Annotated in this window: 14 protein-coding genes and 1 pseudogene; 9 read left to right on the plus strand and 6 right to left on the minus strand. The window is 74.1% G+C overall.

Going from position 1 to position 18,899, the window contains the following annotated elements; genetic code table 11:
• Positions 1–100 precede the first annotated feature (100 nt).
• Positions 101–286 carry a hypothetical protein gene (locus BJF77_RS05415; protein ID WP_255396151.1) on the plus strand — a complete coding sequence of 62 codons (186 nt, stop codon included), beginning with the start codon at positions 101–103 and terminating at the stop codon, positions 284–286.
• Here the strand turns inward: BJF77_RS05415 and BJF77_RS05420 are convergent.
• From BJF77_RS05420 to BJF77_RS05430, 3 genes and pseudogenes are all read right to left on the minus strand, one after another.
• Positions 243–2,760, minus strand: a pseudogene (locus BJF77_RS05420) (molybdopterin oxidoreductase family protein). The gene BJF77_RS05415 and the pseudogene BJF77_RS05420 sit on opposite strands and share 44 nt — an antisense overlap.
• Positions 2,761–2,957: 197 nt before the next feature.
• The gene (locus BJF77_RS05425; protein WP_075871548.1) at positions 2,958–3,518 is read right to left on the minus strand and encodes a DUF421 domain-containing protein; all 561 of its coding nucleotides are present in this window, start codon (positions 3,516–3,518) and stop codon (positions 2,958–2,960) included.
• Positions 3,519–3,563: 45 nt separating this feature from the next.
• Positions 3,564–4,808 carry a sodium:proton antiporter gene (locus tag BJF77_RS05430; protein WP_075871522.1) on the minus strand — a complete coding sequence of 415 codons (1,245 nt, stop codon included), beginning with the start codon at positions 4,806–4,808 and terminating at the stop codon, positions 3,564–3,566.
• Positions 4,809–5,077: 269 nt separating this feature from the next.
• Here BJF77_RS05430 and BJF77_RS05435 point away from each other — a divergent pair, with 269 nt between their 5' ends.
• From BJF77_RS05435 to BJF77_RS05450, 4 genes are read left to right on the plus strand one after another with little or no spacing between them, the layout of a single operon-like run.
• Positions 5,078–5,953: a potassium channel family protein gene (locus BJF77_RS05435; RefSeq protein ID WP_053004694.1), complete on the plus strand. Its 876-nt coding sequence runs from the start codon at positions 5,078–5,080 to the stop codon at positions 5,951–5,953.
• Positions 5,954–5,998: 45 nt separating this feature from the next.
• The gene (locus BJF77_RS05440; protein WP_075871523.1) at positions 5,999–6,919 is read left to right on the plus strand and encodes an NADP-dependent oxidoreductase; all 921 of its coding nucleotides are present in this window, start codon (positions 5,999–6,001) and stop codon (positions 6,917–6,919) included.
• A 50-nt stretch (positions 6,920–6,969) separates the two neighbouring features.
• Positions 6,970–8,733, plus strand: coding sequence for a dynamin family protein (locus tag BJF77_RS05445; RefSeq protein WP_075871524.1), 1,764 nt, complete (start codon positions 6,970–6,972; stop codon positions 8,731–8,733).
• Positions 8,730–10,418, plus strand: a complete 1,689-nt coding sequence (locus BJF77_RS05450) for a GTPase (protein WP_075871525.1) — start codon at positions 8,730–8,732, stop codon at positions 10,416–10,418. The genes BJF77_RS05445 and BJF77_RS05450 overlap by 4 nt, the downstream gene beginning before the upstream one ends.
• 118 nt (positions 10,419–10,536) lie before the next feature.
• On the opposite strand, the gene BJF77_RS05455 is transcribed toward BJF77_RS05450, so the two are convergent.
• The 3 genes from BJF77_RS05455 to BJF77_RS05465 form a co-directional block, all read right to left on the minus strand.
• On the minus strand, positions 10,537–11,388 hold the full coding sequence (locus BJF77_RS05455) for a hypothetical protein (RefSeq protein ID WP_075871526.1): 852 nt from the start codon (positions 11,386–11,388) through the stop codon (positions 10,537–10,539).
• Positions 11,372–13,282, minus strand: coding sequence for an FAD-dependent oxidoreductase (locus tag BJF77_RS05460; protein ID WP_083664984.1), 1,911 nt, complete (start codon positions 13,280–13,282; stop codon positions 11,372–11,374). The genes BJF77_RS05455 and BJF77_RS05460 overlap by 17 nt, the downstream gene beginning before the upstream one ends.
• Positions 13,283–13,524: 242 nt before the next feature.
• Entirely contained in the window at positions 13,525–14,337 is an 813-nt protein-coding gene (locus BJF77_RS05465) for an IclR family transcriptional regulator (RefSeq protein WP_255396145.1), read from the minus strand.
• Positions 14,338–14,480: 143 nt separating this feature from the next.
• Between BJF77_RS05465 and leuC the strand changes: the two genes are divergently transcribed.
• The 4 genes from leuC to BJF77_RS05485 all read left to right on the plus strand — a co-directional run bounded on the left by leuC (position 14,481) and on the right by BJF77_RS05485 (position 18,862).
• Complete coding sequence (leuC, locus tag BJF77_RS05470) at positions 14,481–15,983, plus strand: 3-isopropylmalate dehydratase large subunit (protein ID WP_255396146.1); 1,503 nt, start codon at positions 14,481–14,483, stop codon at positions 15,981–15,983.
• 32 nt (positions 15,984–16,015) lie between these two features.
• A complete protein-coding gene (gene leuD / locus BJF77_RS05475) occupies positions 16,016–16,615 on the plus strand; it encodes a 3-isopropylmalate dehydratase small subunit (protein ID WP_075871527.1) in 600 nt (199 codons plus the stop codon).
• 167 nt (positions 16,616–16,782) lie between these two features.
• Complete coding sequence (gene murA / locus BJF77_RS05480; RefSeq protein WP_047801838.1) at positions 16,783–18,099, plus strand: UDP-N-acetylglucosamine 1-carboxyvinyltransferase; 1,317 nt, start codon at positions 16,783–16,785, stop codon at positions 18,097–18,099.
• 13 nt (positions 18,100–18,112) lie between these two features.
• The gene (locus tag BJF77_RS05485) at positions 18,113–18,862 is read left to right on the plus strand and encodes a 1-acyl-sn-glycerol-3-phosphate acyltransferase (RefSeq protein WP_075871528.1); all 750 of its coding nucleotides are present in this window, start codon (positions 18,113–18,115) and stop codon (positions 18,860–18,862) included.
• Positions 18,863–18,899: the final 37 nt, after the last annotated feature.

The raw sequence follows: 18,899 nt of genomic DNA on the forward strand, positions 1-18,899 counted from the left end.
TCCTCTACGGCCTCGGTCTGCAGGACGACCCGCCCGTCCCGTCCGACGGGCTCACCCCGGCCTACCTGCTGGCCGGGCCCTTTCGGTCGCGCTGACCACGCTGGTCCTCACCGCGGTCAGGAACCCGCACCCACCGGCCGGGGCCACCACGTTGATCGTCAGCCTCGGCATCCTCTCCGAGCCCGTGGAACTGGTCTCGATGGCCGCGGCGATCGTGCTGATCACCGCCATGGGGTGGGGCCTCAACATCCTGCTGGGCACCCGCCCGGGCGAGGGGGAGGAGTAGGCACCGCACGGCCGGGGCGGGCCCCGCCCGGTCCGGCGCTCGGTCCGCCACCAGCAGGGCCTGCGGGGCCGCCTGCTTCATCCGTGCGGTCGCCCCGGGCGCGGCGCGCGGCGGTGGTGGTGGGAGCCGGTACCGGTCCCGTGGCGTCGGCGACCTTGGTGACAGGCACGGCCGCGGTCTTGAACACCGGCTGCTTCGAGACGGGGTCCCACTCCGTGAGGGTCAGCTCGTTGGCCGCGCGGTGGCGCTGCCCCGTGTCCCGGCCGGTGGGGTCCTCCTGGTCCCAGGACCCGTAGTGGAAGGGCGCGAACACCGTCCCGGAGCGCACGTCGCCGACCCGCACCGGGGCGGTCAGGTGGCCACGGGGGGACTCCACCCGCACCACGTCGCCCTGGGTCAGTCCCAGGGCCGCGACGTCGGAGACGGACATCTCCACCCACGCGTCGGGCGCCGCACCCTGCAGCTGCGGGGCCCGGCCGGTCTTGGTGCGGGTGTGGAAGTGGTAGACGGTCCGGCCCGTGGTGTAGCGGAAGGGGTACTCCTGCCGCGGGGGCTCGTGGGGCCCTGTAGGGGGCGGTCTTGAAGACCGCCCTCCCGCCCGGGAGCATCGCCCGGTAGGCCTGCGGTCCCACGGTGGCGCCGGTGGTCAGGTCGTGCCCGTAGGTCTCGCTGTCGTCGGGACCCGTGGGGAAGACGCCGTCCTCGTAGAGGCGAACGGTGCCGTCGGGCTGCTCCTCGGTGACCGGCCAGGGGATCCCGCTGCCGCCGCGCAGCGTCGCGTAGCTGAGCCCCGTGTACTCGCAGGGCCGGCCCCGGGAGCACTCGCGCCAGGCGTCGAACCCGTCCTCCGGGCCGGACCAGTCCAGCAGCGGGCGGCCCGAGCGGGTGCGGAAGCCCATGCGCCGGGAGTAGTCCAGGAAGATCTCCAGGTCGCTGCGGGCCTCCCCCGGTGGGGACACGGCTTGTTCGGACAGGTGCACGGTGCGGTTGACGTTGGTGAAGGTGCCGGTCTTCTCACCCCAGGCCGCGGCCGGGAGCACCACGTCGGCGTAGCGGGCGGTCTCGGTGAGGTACAGGTCCTGGACCACGAGGAAAAGGCCCTCCCGCTCGAGGACCTCGCGGATGCGCGGCAGCTGGGGCATGGACACGGCCGGGTTGGTCGCCGAGACCCACAGGAACTCGATGGAGCCCTGCTCGACGTAGCGGAAGATCTGGGCCGCGTGCGTGGGCGGGGCCCAGTGGGGGATCACGACGTCGTCCACGTCCCACAGCTCCGCCAGCTGCCGGACGTGCTCGGGGTTCTCCCAGTTGCGGAACCCGGGCAGATCGCCGTCGGCCCCGCACTCGCGGGTGTCCTGGGCGGTGGGCTGGCCGTTCATCTGCAGGATCCCGCAGCCCGGTCTCCCGAGCAGGCCCCGGAGCAGGTGGAGGTTGTTGACCTGGCAGGCCGAGGCGGTGGCCTGGACCGACTGGCAGAAGCCCTGCAGCACGGTGGACAGGACGCGCTCGGACGTGCCGAAGATCCGGGCGGCCTCGACGACGTCGGCCGCGGCCACCCCGCACTCCTCGGCCACGGCCTCGGGGGTCCAGGGCTCGATCTGCTCGGCCAGGTCGTCGAAGCGCAGCGTGTGGGCGGCGACCCAGTCCTCGTCGATCCATCCCTGGGCGATGACCTCGCGGATCAGTCCGTGCCTCAGCGCCAGGTTGGTGCCCGGTCGCACGGCCAGGTGCACGTCGGCGTGCCGGGCCACCTCCGTCTCGCGCGGGTCCACACAGACCACCTGCGGCCGGTCCGGGCCGGCCAGTCGGTCCAGCACCCGCGCCCACAGCACCGTCTGGGTCTCGGCCATGTTGTGGCCGAACAGGAAGACCGCGTCGCACTCGTCGATGTCCACGTAGCTGCCCGGCTGGCCGTCGGAGCCGAAGGACTCCTTCATGGCCGCCGCCGTGGCCGTGCACAGCCGGGTGTTGCCGTCCATGTGCGGGGTGCCGATCCCGGCCTTGCCCAGGATCGCGAGGGCGTAGTACTCCTCCAGGAACAGCTGCCCGGAGGTGTAGAAGCCGTGGCTGAGCGGTCCCTGCTCCGCGAGCAGGGCCCTGCTGCGGGTGACGATCCGGTCCATGGCCGTCTCCCAGTCGGTCTCCACGAGCTCCCCGTTCTCGCGCACCAGCGGACGGGTCAGGCGGTCCCGGTGGCTCACGCCCTGTCAGGAGGCGAACAGGCCCTTCGGGCCCAGCCGGCCGTGGTTGACGATGTCCACCGCCCGCCCCCGGACCCCGACCATGGTGTCGTCCTTGACCGCGATGTCGACGGCGCAGCCGTTGCTGCACAGCACGCACGCCGACTGCACCCACCGCTCCACGTCCGCCTCGGCCGGTCCCTCGGCCAGGACCTGGTCGACCCGCACGGGCCACCGCTGTCCTCGGGCGAAGGGCGTGCGCGTCCCCCAGATCTGCGCGATGCGATCGACCATGCTGACCCCGTGCCCCGGTGCCGGGGCTGTGCCGTGCGGGCGAGGCGGCCCCACAGCCTGTCCGTCCGACGGTAACCCTGCCGGCGACGGCAGGGAACCCCGGCGCCCGCTGTTCCTGGGTGGCCGTTACTCCTGAAGGGCCGTGCCCACCCGGCCCTTGGTCCGGATCCTGGTGTCCCCGGACACAGGGTTCGGGATCATGGCGCCCCCGGCCCCGATCCGTCCCGGCCACTGTCACCGCGCAGGGTCGCGAGGCCCCGGACGTCCTCGAGCGCGGACCCGTCGCCGTACTTGCTCGACGTGATGACGCTCAGCTTGCCGTTGGTCTCGAGCACGACGGCCTCGACCCGGGAGAGGTCGCCCGTGCCCTGCATCCGCACGGCCTGGCGCAGCTCGGACTCGGTGAGCCGGTTCTGCCGCAGCGCCTCGTGGCGGATCCGCCCCTCGGCGAGCAGCAGCGCCGGCTCGGCGGTGAAGACGCCGCGCACGCGCGGCCAGCGGGAGGAGATCCAGGCCACGAGCAGCTGCAGCCCGGCCAGGACGCCGAACGCGGTGACGCCCTCCGCCCAGGAGACGTCCGTGCTCAGGAAGATGGTCGCCAGCGTGGAGCCCAGGGCGACGGTCACGACGAAGTCGAAGACGTTGAGCTGGGCGAGCGTGCGCTTGCCGGAGACCCGGAGGCACACGACCAGCGAGGCGTAGGCCGCCGCGCCGACCACCACGATGCGCAGGAGCTGGGGCCAGCCGTCAAACCACATGTCGATCACACTTCTTTCGGGGGACGGGAACGGTGCGGGGCGTGGTCATGCGGAGTGCTCCTCCTCATTCAGTTGCGGCTCGTGGTGCTGCAGCCAGGCGCTCAGCGGCGCGGAGGTGAGTCCGTGCACCACGACGGAGGCGGTGATGGCCAGGGTGGTGTAGACGAAGACCTCGTGCTGGCCGGTGTGGCGCTCGGCCAGGGTGGCGTAGAACAGCGCGGAGACCCCCACCGGGGCGAACCAGCTCAGGAAGACCGTCTCGGACCGGTCGTGCAGGCTCGTGAACAGCGGCCGCAGCATCCACACGGTGACCAGCCGGCGCACCAGCACGGCCGCGAGCAGGATCACGGGCGGGCCCCAGCCCAGGGCGGCCCATTCGGCCAGGGGCAGGGCCATGCCCAGCAGCACGAAGATCGGCAGCAGGAAGAGACGGGAGACGGCGTCCTGGACGCGGTCCTCCTGCTCCTCCTCCCGCTGGGGGATGACCTGCCCGAACACGGCGACGCCCACGAAGACCACCAGGACGGCGTCGGTGCCCAGCAGCTTGCCGGCGCCGAGCAGCAGCAGGGCCAGGGGCACGACGAAGGCCAGATAGGAGCTCTCCTCCATCAGCCCCTTGTCCTGCACGAACACGAACAGCTTCCCCAGCAGGTACCCGGCCAGGACGCCGATGACGGCCGCCCCGAGCACCTCCCGCAGCAGGACCTTCGTGAGCAGCTCCTGCCACGCCGTGTCCGGTGCGGTCAGCAGCAGCACGGGCAGCATGACGAAGAAGTAGCCCAGTCCGTCGTTGAGCCCGCTCTCGGCGGAGATGTTGTGCCGCACCCGCTCGGTGACCTTCTCCTCGGCCATGGAGCCGGTGACGATCGGGGTGGTGACCACCGGGTCGGTCGGCGTGACGATCGCCCCGACGAGCAGGGCCACCAGGAAGGGGACTCCCAGTCCCCACCACAGCACCCCGGTGGCGACCACGAGCATCAGGGCCATGCCCAGGCCGATGATCACCGCGATCCAGCGGAGGTTCTTGCGCCAGTAGCCGTGCGGCAGGCGCAGCGCGACCCCGGCCAGGCCAACGGCCAGGGTGATCCGGGCCGCCTGCTCGAGCAGGGTCCCCTGGGGCACCCCGAAGTCCTCCATCCGCAGCAGGCCCAGAGCGTGGGGGCCGATCAGCACGCCGAAGGCGAGCGCCAGCAGGGGGCCGGGCAGGCTGAGTCGCTGGAACAGGGTGGAGAACGTGGACAGCACCAGGATCGCCCCGGCGAACAGGGTCAGCAGCAGATTGACGTCCATCGGTGTTCCTCCTCGGTGTTCGCCTCGGGTGTCCGCCTCCGGTGTCCGGGCGAGCCGCGGTGCCCGTCCGGACCGCGCCCCCCTACCGTAACCCTGCTGATGGTCGTCCGGGCAAGGCCGGGCAGGGCCGGGCAGGGCCGGGCAGGGCAAGGCTGGGCAGGGCAGGGCCGGGCAGGGCCGGGCGGGGCCGGCGAGGGACCCGCCCTCGCGGGCGGCGCCGGGTAGGGTCGGCGGGGAAGGATCCGCGCGAACAGGAACGGAGCGACGACGTGGGCGTGCTGCTGACGGTGCTGGGGATCACGATCGTCCTGGTCGGCCTCTGGGACATGTACCACAGCCTGCTGCACCCCAGTGGAACGGGCGCGATCGGTGGCCGGGTGCAGACGGTCGTCTGGCGGATCTCCCGGCTCACCGGGCACCGCTTCGGCTCGGCCGTGGGCCCGGGGTCGATGATCACGGTGGTCCTCCTCTGGGTGCTGATGCAGGGGGTCGGGTGGGCGCTGGTCTATCTGCCGCACGTCCCCCAGGGGTTCACGTACTCGCCCGGGGTGAACCCGGTCGACTACCCCGATGCCCTCGACGCGCTCTACATCTCCCTGGTGACGCTGGCGACGCTGGGGTTCGGCGACGTCGTGGCCACCGACCCCTGGGTCCGGCTGGCCACCCCGCTGGAGGCGCTGACCGGGTTCGCCCTGCTCACCGCGGCCCTGACGTGGTTCACGCAGATCTATCCGCCGCTGTCCCGCCGCCGTTCCCTGGCCCTGGAGCTGAAGGCCCTGTCCGACGTCGGCTACGCCGACGGGATCGCCCGGGAGGACCCCGTGACGGTGGCCCGGGTGCTGGACGGCCTCGCCGCGGAGGTGGCGAAGGCGCGGATCGACTTCACCCAGCACGGGGAGACCTACTACTTCCAGGAGGAGGACCCGGACCTCTCCCTGGCCCGGCAGCTGTCCTATGCGCTCGAGCTGCGCGACCGCGCCGCCGCGTCCCCCTCGCCGGAGGTGTGCACGAGCGCCCGCCGCCTCGGCCTGGCCCTCGAGCAGCTGGGGCAGAAGCTGCGGGAGGAGTTCGTCAGCACGGGGACGACCCCCGAGGAGGTCTTCGCCGCCTACGCCACGGACCACCGGCGGGAACCGGGCCGCTGACCGGCCCCCGGGAATAGGCCCCCGCGGCCCCCGGTTGCCCGGAGCATGAAGGCATTGACGTACGCCCGCTACGGCGGCCCCGAAGTCCTCGAGCTCACCGACCTCCCCGAGCCCAAGGTGCCCCCGGGCTGGGTGCTCGTGCGGGTGCGCAGCGCCGCGGTCAACCCGGTCGACTGGCAGATCATGGCCGGCAATCTCGACCCGCTCCTGGAGGTGCAGTTCCCGGTGGTGCCCGGTTGGGACGTGTCCGGGGTCGTGGAGTCGGCCGGCATCGACGTGCCCGAGTGGGCGCCCGGGGACGAGGTGATCTCCTATGCGCGCACGGACTGGGTGCACGGCGGCACGATGGCCGAGTACGTCGCCCTGCCGTCCCGGCTGCTCGCGCCGAAGCCCGCCTCGGTGGACTGGGACCGGGCGGCGTCGCTCCCGCTGGCCGGCCTGACGGCCTACCAGGTCCTGGGCCGCCTGGAGGTCGCCGCGGACCAGACCGTGCTGGTGCACAACGCCTCCGGCGGCGTGGGCGGCTATGCCGTGCAGCTCGCGGTGGCCCGGGGAGCCCGGGTCATCGGCACCGCCTCGGAGACCAACCACGACTACCTGCGAGGCCTGGGCGCGGAGCCGGTGGTCTACGGGGACGGGCTGCCCGAGCGGGTCCGGGAGCTCGCGCCGGAGGGCGTGGACGTCGTGGTCGACCTCGTCGGCGGGGTCGTCGAGCAGACGCTCGCGGTCCTGAAGGACGGCGGGCGGCACGCCTCCGTGGCCGACGACGCCGTGGAGGCCCACGGCGGGACGTGGATGTGGGTGCGGCCCTCCGCCGAGGACCTCACGGAGCTGAGCCGGCTCGTGGACCGGGGCGCGCTGCGCATCGAGCTCGCCCGCAGCATGCCCCTCGCCGAGGCCGCCGAGGCCTACCGGCTCAGCCAGGAGGGCCACGTCCGCGGCAAGATCGCCGTGCGCATGGGCTGAGCCGGGGAGGCCCCGTAGGTGCACAGCAGGCTGACTGGCACAATGAGCGGGTGACCGATCAGACAGAGACCCTCAGGGCCCTCGAGCACGCGCGGGACCTGCTCGCGGCCTCGAGCCTGCCGCTGTCCACCACGAACGTGCTGCGCGAGCGGGAGGACATCGACCGCGCCGTGGACCAGCTGGACGACTACGTCCTGCCGCGGGTGCGCTCCCTCGACGCCCCGCTGCTCGCGGTGGTCGGCGGGTCCACGGGCGCGGGGAAGTCCACCCTCGTCAACGCGGTGGTGGGTCACCCCGTCACGCGTGCGGGGGCGATCCGCCCGACCACCCGCCAACCGATCCTGGTCCACCACCCCCGCGACGCCGAGGCGTTCTCGACCCAGCGGGTGCTCCCGCACCTGAGCCGGATCCACGCCCGGAAGGTCACCCCGCCGGGCACCACCGCCGCGGACACCGCGTCCCCGTCCGCGCTGCCCGGCACCGCGGACGGCCAGGCACTCGTGCTGCTGGCCGAGCCCCGCATCCCCGAGGGCGTCGCCCTGCTCGACGCCCCCGACGTCGACTCGATCTCCGACGAGAACCGACGCCTCGCCGGCCAGCTGCTGGCCGCCGCCGATCTCTGGCTGTTCGTCACCACCGCCAACCGCTACGCGGACGCCGTCCCGTGGCGGCTGCTGGTGGAGGCCGCCGGGCGGGACATCACCGTGGCCGTGGTCCTCGACCGCGTCCCGCTCGGGCTCGAGGCCGAGATCGAGGAGGACCTCCGGCGGATGCTCAGCGACCGGGGGCTCGGCGACGCCCCGGTCTTCACGGTCCCGGAGTTCCCGCTCAACGAGACCGGCATGCTCCCGCCCCACGTCGTCGCCCCCGTCGTGGACTTCCTCGCCGAGCTCGGCCGGGACGCGGCCACGCGCTCGGAGATCGCCCGGCGCACCCTCGGCGGGGCGGTGCGCTCCATCGCCGAGCGCACCGACGCCGCCGGGAACGCCGTGCTCTCCCAGCAGCGGGCCGGGGCGCAGCTGCGCCACGACGTGGACCGCGCCTTCGACGAGGCGCTGGCCTCCGTGATCGACTCGACCCGGGACGGCACCCTGCTCCGCGGCGAGGTCCTCGCCCGCTGGCAGGACTTCGTGGGCACCGGGGAGTTCTTCCGCAACCTGGAGGCAGGCATCGGCCGGGTCCGCGACCGGCTCACCGCCTTCTTCAGCGGCAAGCCGGCCCCGGAGGTGCAGGTCGAGGAGGCCATCGAGACCGGTCTGCAGACCGTCATCGTCGAGGAGGCCGCGCGCGCCTCCGAGACCGCCGAGCGCAGGTGGCAGGACGAGCCGGCCGGCCGCGTGCTGCTCGGCGGCTCCGACCTGGGCTCCCTGCCCCCCGACTTCCGGCAGCGCACGGCCGAGCAGGTCCGGGCCTGGCAGGGCGACCTCATGGAGCTGATCCAGCGGGAGGGCGCCGACAAGCGGACGAAGGCGCGGGCCATGTCGCTCGGGGTCAACGCGCTGACCGTGATCCTGATGATCGGGGTGTTCTCGATGACGGGCGGGCTCACCGGCCTGGAGGTCGGCATCGCCGGCGGCTCCGGGGTGGTCGGCACCAAGCTGCTCGAGGCCGTGTTCGGCGAGGACGCCGTGCGGCGGATGGCCGAGGACGCCCGCCGGAACCTCGAGGCGCGCATCTCCGCGCTGCTGGACGAGCAGGCGTCCGTGTTCCTGCGGCGCCTCGACGTCCTGGACGGACACCCCGGGGCGGACGAGCTGAAGGCCGCCGCCGAGCGGATCCGCGCCGCCGCCCGGACCCTGGGGGAGACCCCGTGAGCCCGGCCCGCCGGCCGGTCCCGACCCTCTCCGAGCGGCTGCCCGCCCTCGCCCGCGCCGCGGACCTCGCCGACGGACGGCTCGACGACGAGGCCGTCGCCGCGGCGCGCACCGTCCTGGCGCGCGCCGCGGAGCGCCGCTCGCTGTCCGCCGACCACACCGTGGTGGGCTTCTTCGGCGCCACCGGGTCCGGGAAGTCGACGCTGTTCAACGCCGTGGTGGGCCGGGAGATCGCCCGTGCCGCCGCCCGCCGCCCCACCACCTCGGAGCCGCTGGCCGCGGTGTGGGGCGAACCGGGCAGCCAGGCCCTGCTGGACTGGCTGGACGTCTCCCAGCGGCACCACGTGGACACCCCGCTGCCCGCGGGCGCGGAGGACGCCGGGCGGTGGACGCGCGTGCGGGAACGGCTCACCGGGGGATCCGCTCCGGAGGGACCCGGCGGGCTCATCCTGCTGGACCTCCCGGACTTCGACTCGGTGAGCCTGCACCACCGCACGATCGTGCAGCGGCTGGTCGGGATGGTCGACGTGGTGGTGTGGGTCGTGGACCCGCAGAAGTACGCGGACGCGATCATCCACCAGGAGTTCATCGCCCCGCTGGCCCGCCACGGAGCCGTGACCATGGTCGTCATGAACCAGGTGGACCGCCTGCCCGCCGCCGAGGTCCCCGCCGTGATGGCCTCGCTCGCGGAGCTCGTGGCCCAGGACGGGCTGCCCACCACCGGGCTCTCGAAGCCCGTGGCCGTCTCCGCCCTGACGGGGGAGGGCGTCGAGTCCCTGCGCTCCCGGATCCGCCAGGTCGCGGACACGAAGGCCGCCGCCGGGGCCCGGCTCGACGCCGACGTCACCGACGCCGCCGAGCGGCTCGCGCTGGCCTCCGGCGAGGGGGAGCCCGCCGGGATCACGCCGGAGTCGGAGGACCGGCTCACCGACGGCCTCGCCCAGGCCGCCAACGTCCCGGGCATCGCGCGGGCGGCCGGGAGGTCCTACGCCCTGCACGCCGCCGGGCACACCGGGTGGATCGCCACCCGGTGGCTGCTGAAGTTCCGCAAGGACCCCATGCGCCGGCTCAACCTGGACCGGGGGGACGCGGTGAACCCCGAGGTCAACCGGACCTCGCTGCCGCCGATGGGCGCCGCCCAGCGGGCGGCCGCCGACTCCGCCGTGCGCGGCTTCGCCCACGACGCCGCGGCCGGGGCCGCCGAGCCGTGGACCCGGTCGGTGCGCCAGGCCGCCCGCACCCACGAGGACCGGCTGCCCGACGCCCTCGACCAGGCCATCGCCGGCACCGACTTCCGGTCCCGGAGAGGAGTCTGGTGGTGGTTCCTCTTCGACGTGCTGCAGTGGCTCGCGATGCTCGCCGTGGTGGCCGGCCTCGTGTGGCTGCTGGGGCTGTTCCTCCTGGAGTACTTCCAGATCCCCGTGCCCCCGCCCCCCACCGTCGAGGGCTTCCCGCTGCCGGTGCCCACCCTGCTCGTGCTCGCCGGGGTCGTGACCGGGCTGTTCCTGGCGCTGACCGGGCGCATCCTCGCCGGCTTCGGCGCCCGGCTGCGCGAGCGCACGGTCCGGCGGAAGCTGCGGGCCTCGGTGGCCGGGGCGGGCCGGCGCACCGTCGTCGAACCGGTGCGGGCGGAGCTGCAGGCCCACACGGCCTTCCGTGAGGCCCTCGCCGCGCTGCGCGGCTGATCCCGGCGGCACGCCCCGCGGGGTCCGCACCGTCCGCGGGGTCGGTCCCCGCCGGTTGACCCCGTGGCCGGGCGCGGCGGACCGGGAACCCGGAGCGCCGCCCGCCCCGGGGCGGCCCTCAGCGGCGAGCGGCCGCCGGGCGCAGCGCGAGGATCCATCCGCCCGCGGCGCCGATGGTGAGCAGGACGGTGACGAAGCCGATCGCGGGCGCGCCGGCCCACGTCAGGGCGTCGCCGTACCTCAGCAGGGCGATCGTCTGCAGGAGGGCGAACGCCAGGGCGCCCACGCCGAGGGGGCGGACGGTCAGGGCGTCGCCGCGGCGCAGGGCGTAGGCCGCGGCCCAGCCGAGCCCGACCAGCCACGCCCCGACCGCTCTCGCCGTGAGCGGGGTCAGCGGCCACGGCCACAGCGCCGCCGCCGCCGCGGGCAGCACCAGCAGCGCGACGCCCACGCCCAGCAGCACGGCGGCGACGGCGGCAAGGAGCACCCGCAGCCCGCGCGGCAGCCGGGTGCCGGCCGCCGCGGGACGGGCGGCAGGTGCCCGGGAGCGGAGCTGGAGCCGGCCGATGACGAGCATGGCCACGGGCACGGCGGCGTAGATCGCCAGCCACGCCCAGGTGGCGAAGCGGGCCAGGGGCGGGTGCTCCGACGACAGGTGGAAGCGGTCCAGGTGGAGCAGGGTCACCCCCAGGGTCAGCGTCGTGAAGACGAACACGGGCCAGACGGCCAGCCTGGCCCGGTCCCAGCCGGCGGAGCGGGCCCCCGCCACCTCGAGGAGCGCGCTGGACCAGTACGCCGCGCCGAGGAACACGGCGGTCATCGGCGGCTCGATCGTCCAGGCGAACCAGTCGGCCGTGCGCAGCGGGAAGACGAACAGCACCAGCCCGGCGAGGAACACGAGAAAGGCGGCGACGTAGAGCAACCGACGCATCGCCGGGATCAGCGGCGCGGTCTCAGTCGCGGAGCGCATCGCCGACCGGTTCCTCGCGGCCGGCCGCCGAGGCCGGGCGCGGGGTCGGGGGAGCGACCGGGGGAGACGCCGGGGGAGACGCCGGGGGAGACGCCGGGGCGTTCGGCGGATGCCCGGACAGGTAGCCGTGCAGGAGCGAGACCACGGTGGCGCCGTCCCCGACGGCGGTCGCCACGCGCTTGACCGAGCCGGCCCGGACGTCCCCGATCGCGAAGACGCCCGGAAGACTGGTCTCCAGGGGCAGCGGCGCCCTGGCCGGTGCGCCGTCCCCGGGACCTGCGAGACCTCCCGTGCCGCCCGTGCGCAGGAACCCGGCGCGGTCGCGCTGCACCGAGCCGGGCAGCCACGACGTCCGCGGCACGGAGCCGATCAGCACGAACAGCGCGGACGCCGCGATCTCCTCCGGGCCCTCCACCGGGCCTTCCACCGGGCCTTCCACCGGGCCTTCCACCGGGGGATCCTCCGGGGCCGTCGCCGCGCCCACCTCCGCGCCCGCCTCCGCACGGACGGCGCCGGGACCGCCGGTGGGCGTGACCACGACGGCGGTGAGGCACCCGTCCTGCTCGCGGGCGCCCACCACCGAGGTCCCGTAGCGGACCGTCACGTTGCGGGTCGCCTCGAGCTGGGTGATGAGATAACTGGACATGCTGGCCGCGAGCGAGGGACCCCGGACCAGCAGCGTCACGTGCTCCGCGTACTTCGCCACGTGCAGGGCCGCCTGCCCCGCCGAGTTGCCGCCCCCCACCACGCAGGCGCGCTGCCCGGCCAGCGACGGCGCCTCGGAGACGGCGGCCCCGTAGAAGACGCCCCGGCCCACCAGGGCCTCGAGCTGCGGCACGCCGAGGCGCCGGTAGTCCACGCCGGTGGCCACCACCACCGTGCGCCCGCGCACCACGCCGCCGTCGGACGTGGTCACCGTGCGCACGGCCCCGTCGGCCTCGAGGCTCTCGACCCGCCGCATGAACAGGAAGTCCGTGCCGAAGACCCAGGCCTGCTGGAAGGAGCGGAAGGCCAGGTGGGCGCCGCTCACCCCGCGGGAGAAGCCCGGGTAGTTGCGGATCAGCGAACTGGTGCCTGCCTGGCCGCCCACGGCCTGCTGCTCCACGACCATGGTGGAGAGGCCCTCGGAGGAGGCGTAGACCGCCGCGGCGAGCCCGGCGGGACCGGCGCCGACGACGACGACGTCGAAGACCTTGTCCGTCGGCGGCGGCCGGTTCAGCCCGAACGCCTCCACGATCTCCGGGTCGCTGGGATCCTCCAGGACCGTCGGCGGCGAGGTGAACTGCAGCACCAGGACCGGCAGGGCCGGGTCGTGCAGCCCCAGGCTCTCCAGCATCCGCTGCGCGGCCGGGGACCCGACCGGGTGGAAGCCCACCGGGATGTGGTTGCGCACCAGGGTGTCGCGCAGCGAGTGGGCCCGTTCGTCGCGCTGGTCCCCGATCATCCGGACCGCCTCGAACCCACCGCCCTGGGCCAGGTGCCAGTCGTCGAGGGCGTCGGTGATCGCGCCGTGGAACTCCTCGTCGCGCGGGCGCTCGGGGCGCAGGACGAGCAGGTCGGCGTGGCCCTGGGCGATGGCCCGGAACACGGTGGGGCCGCTGGCGAAGTCGCCCCACGTCACCGCGACGGCCCGCTTGGCGGCGGGGTGCTCGGCGTAGGCGCGCCGCAGGAGGTCCAGCCCGTCGCGGTCCGCCGGGCCGTAGCACCCCACGATGAGGGCCACCGCGCGGCCCCAGCGCCGCAGTCCTCGGAGGATCGCCCGGGCGTGGGCGTGGTCGGCGCAGACCACGACCTCGTAGTCGGCGCCGTAGCGCCGGCGCAACTGGTCTCCCAGGATGCCCCGGGAGACCGGGTCGCTGGTCGCGAGCAGCAGGACCGGGACCGGGTCGTCCATGGCCGCCACCTCCTGGTGGGTCCCCTGGCCGGATGGCGCTCAGGCTACTCCCGCCGGCATCCGCGGGCAAGGGATCCGGCGCCGGACCGGTCGGGTCGGCCGCAGGGCGCCCGGGAGGGCTCCGCGGCGGGGACGGAACGCCTGCACCCGCGGGTGCGGGCACCACCCGACGGCACCGGGCGCGCTCCTGCGCGCCGCCGGGCGCAGCACTCGGGCCGGGCCCGCTGCGGCGTCCGGCGGGTCTAGTGCGCGGCGGCCCGCACCGCCTCGGTGAGCTGGCGGGCGGCCTGCACCACGACCTCCGCGTGCAGGCGTCCGGGCTGGCGGGTGAGCCGCTCGATCGGCCCGGAGATCGACACCGCCGCGATCACGCGGCCGGAGGGCCCCCGCACGGGCGCGGACACGGAGGCGATGCCCGGCTCGCGCTCGCCCAGCGACTGGGCCCAGCCCCGGCGGCGCACCCCGGCGAGCACCGTGGCGGAGAACCGTGCGTGGCGCAGGCCCTCGAGCAGCCGGTCGTGGTCCTCCCACGCGACGAGCACCTGCGCGGCCGACCCCGCCTTCATCGACAGCTGCGTGCCCACGGGGATCGTGTCCCGCAGCCCGATCGGCCGCTCGGCCGAGGCCACGCACACGCGCCAGTCGCCCTGCCGGCGGAAGATCTGCGCGGACTCCCCGGTCGCGTCGCGCAGGTTGACGAGCACGGGGCCGGCGGCGGCGATCAGCCGGTCCTCGCCGGCGGCGGAGGCCAGCTCCACGAGCCGGGACCCGAGCACGAAGCGGCCCTGCATGTCCCGGCCCACGAACCGGTGGTGGGCCAGGGCCACGGCGAGCCGGTGCACGGTGGGCCGCGCCAGACCGGTGGCGCTCACCAGCTGGGCCAGGGTCGCCGGTCCCGCCTCCAGGGCGTCGAGGATCATGGACGCCTTGTCCACGACGCCCACGCCGCTGGGGGCGGCGGCCGAGCTGAGCAGCAGGGCCTCGCCCGTGCCCTGCCCGCCCAGCGGGCTGCCCAAGGGCGCGCCGGACGGGTCCAGATGTCCAGATGTGTCCATGCTCTGATACTGCCGTCTCAAAATGTGAGAAGCAAGCCGGAAAGCTGGCCACTCCGCGAGGCCGCCCGCGACCATGGAGTCACGACCCCGCACAGTCAGCCACACACAGGCGGCCACGCACAGGCAGCACGGAAGGATCCGCCATGCCGGACTACCAGTCCTCCACCCCCTCCACGACCTCCGCTCCGGCCTCCGGGCGCGCGGGCGGGCGCACCCTGGCCGAGAAGGTCTGGGCGGACCACCTCGTGCGCCAGGGCGAGGACGGCCGGCCGGACCTGCTCTACATCGACCTGCACCTGCTGCACGAGGTGACCTCCCCGCAGGCCTTCGAGGGGCTGCGGCTGGCCGGCCGGCCGCTGCGCCGCCCGGACCTGACGATCGCCACCGAGGACCACAACACGCCCACGCAGGACATCTTCTCCCGCATCGCCGACGACACCTCCCGCAAGCAGATCGAGACGCTGCGCGCCAACTGCGCCGAGTTCGGCGTGCGGCTGCACCCGCTCGGCGACGCGGAGCAGGGGATCGTGCACGTGGTGGGGCCCCAGCTGGGGCTCACCCAGCCCGGGACGACCGTGGTCTGCGGCGACTCCCACACCTCCACCCACGGCGCGTTCGGCGCGCTGGCCTTCGGCATCGGCACCTCCGAGGTCGAGCACGTCATGGCGACCCAGACCCTGCCCCTGGCGCCGTTCCGGACGATGGCGATCACGGTCGAGGGCACCCTGCGCCCCGGGGTCTCGGCCAAGGACATCATCCTGGCCGTCATCGCCCGGATCGGCACCGGCGGCGGGCAGGGCTACGTCCTGGAGTACCGCGGCTCCGCGATCCGCGCCCTGTCCATGGAGGCGCGGATGACGATCTGCAACATGTCCATCGAGGCCGGGGCGCGGGCCGGCATGATCGCCCCGGACGAGACGACCTTCGACTACGTCCAGGGCCGCCCGCACGCCCCCGAGGGGGCCGACTGGGACGCCGCCGTGGAGTACTGGCGGACCCTGCGCACCGACGAGGACGCCGTCTTCGACGCCGAGGTGTTCCTCGACGCGGACGAGCTCGAGCCCTTCGTCACCTGGGGCACCAACCCCGGGCAGGGCGTCCCGCTCTCGGCGGCCGTGCCCGACCCCGAGGACGTCGGGGACGAGAACGACAAGGCCAACGCGCGCCGGGCCCTGGAGTACATGGGCCTGACCGCCGGCACGCCCATGAAGGAGATCCCGGTGGACACCGTGTTCCTGGGCTCCTGCACGAACTCCCGGATCGAGGACCTGCGGGCCGCCGCGGAGATCGTCAAGGGCCGGACCAAGGCCGGGAACGTGCGGATGATGGTGGTGCCCGGCTCCGCGAAGGTGCGGCTGCAGGCCGAGGCCGAGGGCCTGGACCAGGTGTTCAAGCAGTTCGGGGCGGACTGGCGCTTCGCCGGCTGCTCGATGTGCCTGGGCATGAACCCGGACCAGCTGGCCCCGGGCGAGCGGTGCGCCTCGACGTCGAACCGCAACTTCGAGGGCCGCCAGGGCAAGGGCGGGCGCACCCACCTCGTCTCACCCGTCGTGGCCGCGGCCACCGCGGTGCGCGGCACCCTCTCCTCCCCGTCCGACCTCGAGCCCGCCGCCGCCCCGACCGACCTCGCGTCGGCCGGCGCGTGAGCCCCCGACCCGCAGCCCAGGAAGGCCCTCCCATGGAGAAGTTCAGCACGCACCGGGGCGTCGGCGTCCCGCTGAAGCAGTCCAACGTGGACACCGACCAGATCATCCCCGCCGTCTACCTCAAGCGGATCACCAAGACCGGCTTCGAGGACGCCCTGTTCGCCGCCTGGCGCAAGAACGAGGACTTCGTGCTCAACCGGGAGCCCTACCGGCACGGCTCCGTGCTGGTGGCCGGCCCGGACTTCGGCACCGGCTCCTCGCGCGAGCACGCCGTGTGGGCGCTGCGCGACTACGGATTCCGGGTGGTGATCTCCTCGCGCTTCGCCGACATCTTCCGCGGCAACTCCGGCAAGCAGGGACTGCTCGCCGCCCAGGTCGACCAGTCCGACGTCGAGCTGCTGTGGAAGCTGATCGAGGAGCACCCCGGCACCCCGGTCGAGGTCGACCTCGAGGCGCGCACCGTGAGCTGCGACACCGTGACCGTGCCCTTCGTCATCGACGACTACACCCGCTGGCGGCTCATGGAGGGCCTGGACGACATCGGGCTGACCCTCCAGGACGAGGACGCCATCACCGCCTACGAGGCCCGCCGGCCCGCGTTCAAGCCCACCACGCTGCCCGCCCGCACCTGAGCCGGCGCCCCCTGCCCGGCCCGGCGGAGCCTCCACGGCCCCGCCGGGCCGCGCGCTGTCCCGGACACGCACGACCCCGCCTGTGCGAGGCCGCTCTCCGGGGAACCTACACTGTACGGGTGCCGCTCCCGCTCGGGAGTGGCCCGGCAACAGCAGATCGGAAGTTCATGAGCAGCGCACTGCACATCACGGGCGGAGTTCCCCTGTCCGGCCAGGTCACCGTGCGAGGTGCCAAGAATCTCGTCCCCAAGGCCATGGTGGCCGCCCTCCTGGGGTCCACGCCGTCCGTCCTGGCGAACGTGCCGGAGATCAAGGACGTCCAGGTCGTCACCAACCTGCTGTCCCTGCACGGGGTGGAGGTGGGGCGCGAGGACGGCCGGCTCTCCCTCGACCCGTCCAACGTGACCACGGCCCGGCACGCGGACATCGACGCGCACGCGGGGGACTCCCGCATCCCGATCCTGCTGTGCGGCCCCCTCCTGCACGCGATCGGCGAGGCGTTCATCCCCGACCTCGGCGGGTGCAAGATCGGCGACCGGCCCATCAACTACCACCTCGACGTGCTGCGCCACTTCGGGGCCCGGGTCGAGAAGCTCGAGTCGGGGATCCGGATGAGCGCCCCGCACGGGCTGCACGGCGCCAAGGTCGAGCTGCCCTACCCCTCGGTCGGCGCCACCGAGCAGGTGCTGCTCACCGCCACCCGCGCCGACGGCCACACCGAGCTGCGGGGCGCGGCGACCGAGCCCGAGATCATGGACCTGATCGCGATCCTGCAGAAGATGGGCGCCATCATCACGGTGCAGACGGACCGGGTGATCCGGATCGAGGGCGTCCCCGAGCTCACCGGCTACCGTCACCGGGCCATGCCCGACCGGATCGAGGCCGCCTCCTGGGGCTCGGCCGCACTCGCCACGGGCGGCGACATCTTCGTGGCCGGAGCCCGGCAGTCCGACATGATGACCTTCCTCAACACCTTCCGGAAGATCGGCGGCGGCCTCGACATCACCGAGGACGGGATCCGCTTCTACCACCCCGGCGGGGACCTCAACCCGCTCATCGTGGAGACCGACGTCCACCCCGGCTTCATGACCGACTGGCAGCAGCCGCTCGTGGTCGCCCTCACCCAGGCCAAGGGGGTGTCCATCGTGCACGAGACCGTCTACGAGAACCGTTTCGGCTTCACCGGCGCCCTGAACCGGATGGGGGCCACCATTCAGCTGCACCGCGAGTGCCTGGGGTCCGTCCCGTGCCGGTTCGGGCAGCGCAACTTCGTCCACTCGGCCGTGATCTCCGGGCCCACCCCGCTGCGGGCCGCCCAGATCAACATCCCCGACCTGCGCGGAGGCTTCTCCCACCTGATCGCGGCGATGGCCGCCGACGGGGTCTCCCACGTGACGGGCGTCGAGCTCATCAAGCGCGGCTACGAGCACTTCACCGACAAGCTGACGGGGCTCGGGGCGTCGTTCGAGCTCGACGGCGAGTGAGCCGGGCCCGTCGATGAGCCGCACGTCGAACCGCCGCCTGTTCCGAGTGCTGGCGGGGGTCGTCAAGCCGGCCTACCGGCTGGTAGCGCGGCTGCGCTGGACCGGGGCGGAGCACCTGCCCGCCGAGGGCGGGTTCATCGTGGTGCCCAACCACCTCACCGAGCTCGACCCGCTGACGGTGGCGATCACGCTCTACGACAACGGCATCATGCCCCGGTTCCTCGCCAAGGAGTCGTTGTTCCGCGCCCCCGTGGTCGGCGCCGTGCTGCGGGCCACCGGGCAGGTCCCCGTCCTGCGCGGCACCCCCGACGCCGCGGCCGCGCTCACCGCCGCCCGCGCGGAGCTGGCCTCCGGCGGGGCGGTCGTGATCTATCCCGAGGGCACCCTCACCCGCGACCCCGACCAGTGGCCGATGACCGGGCACACGGGCGCCGCCCGGCTCGCCCTGGCCACCGGCGTCCCGCTGATCCCGCTGGCGCACTGGGGCGACCAGGAGGTCCTCGGCCGAGCACCGTCCACCGGCCGGCAGACCGTCAGCCTGTTCCCGCGCAAGCCCGTGCGCGTGCGGATCGGCCCGCCCGTCGACCTCACCCCGTGGCGCGACGACGTCCCGGACCTGACGCACCCCGTGGGGCGCCACGCCGCCCGGCTGGAGGACGCCACCGACGCGATCATGCGGGCCGTGACCGGCGAGCTCGCGGCGCTGCGCGGGGTCGACGCCCCGCCCGCCCTCTGGGACCGCCGCCGAGGAGGCCGCCTGTGAGCTCGCCCTCCGGCCCCGCCCGGCCCCTGCCCGTCCC

The sequence above is a fragment of the Kocuria sp. CNJ-770 genome (assembly GCF_001942375.1).
GTDB lineage: Bacteria > Actinomycetota > Actinomycetes > Actinomycetales > Micrococcaceae > Kocuria > Kocuria oceani.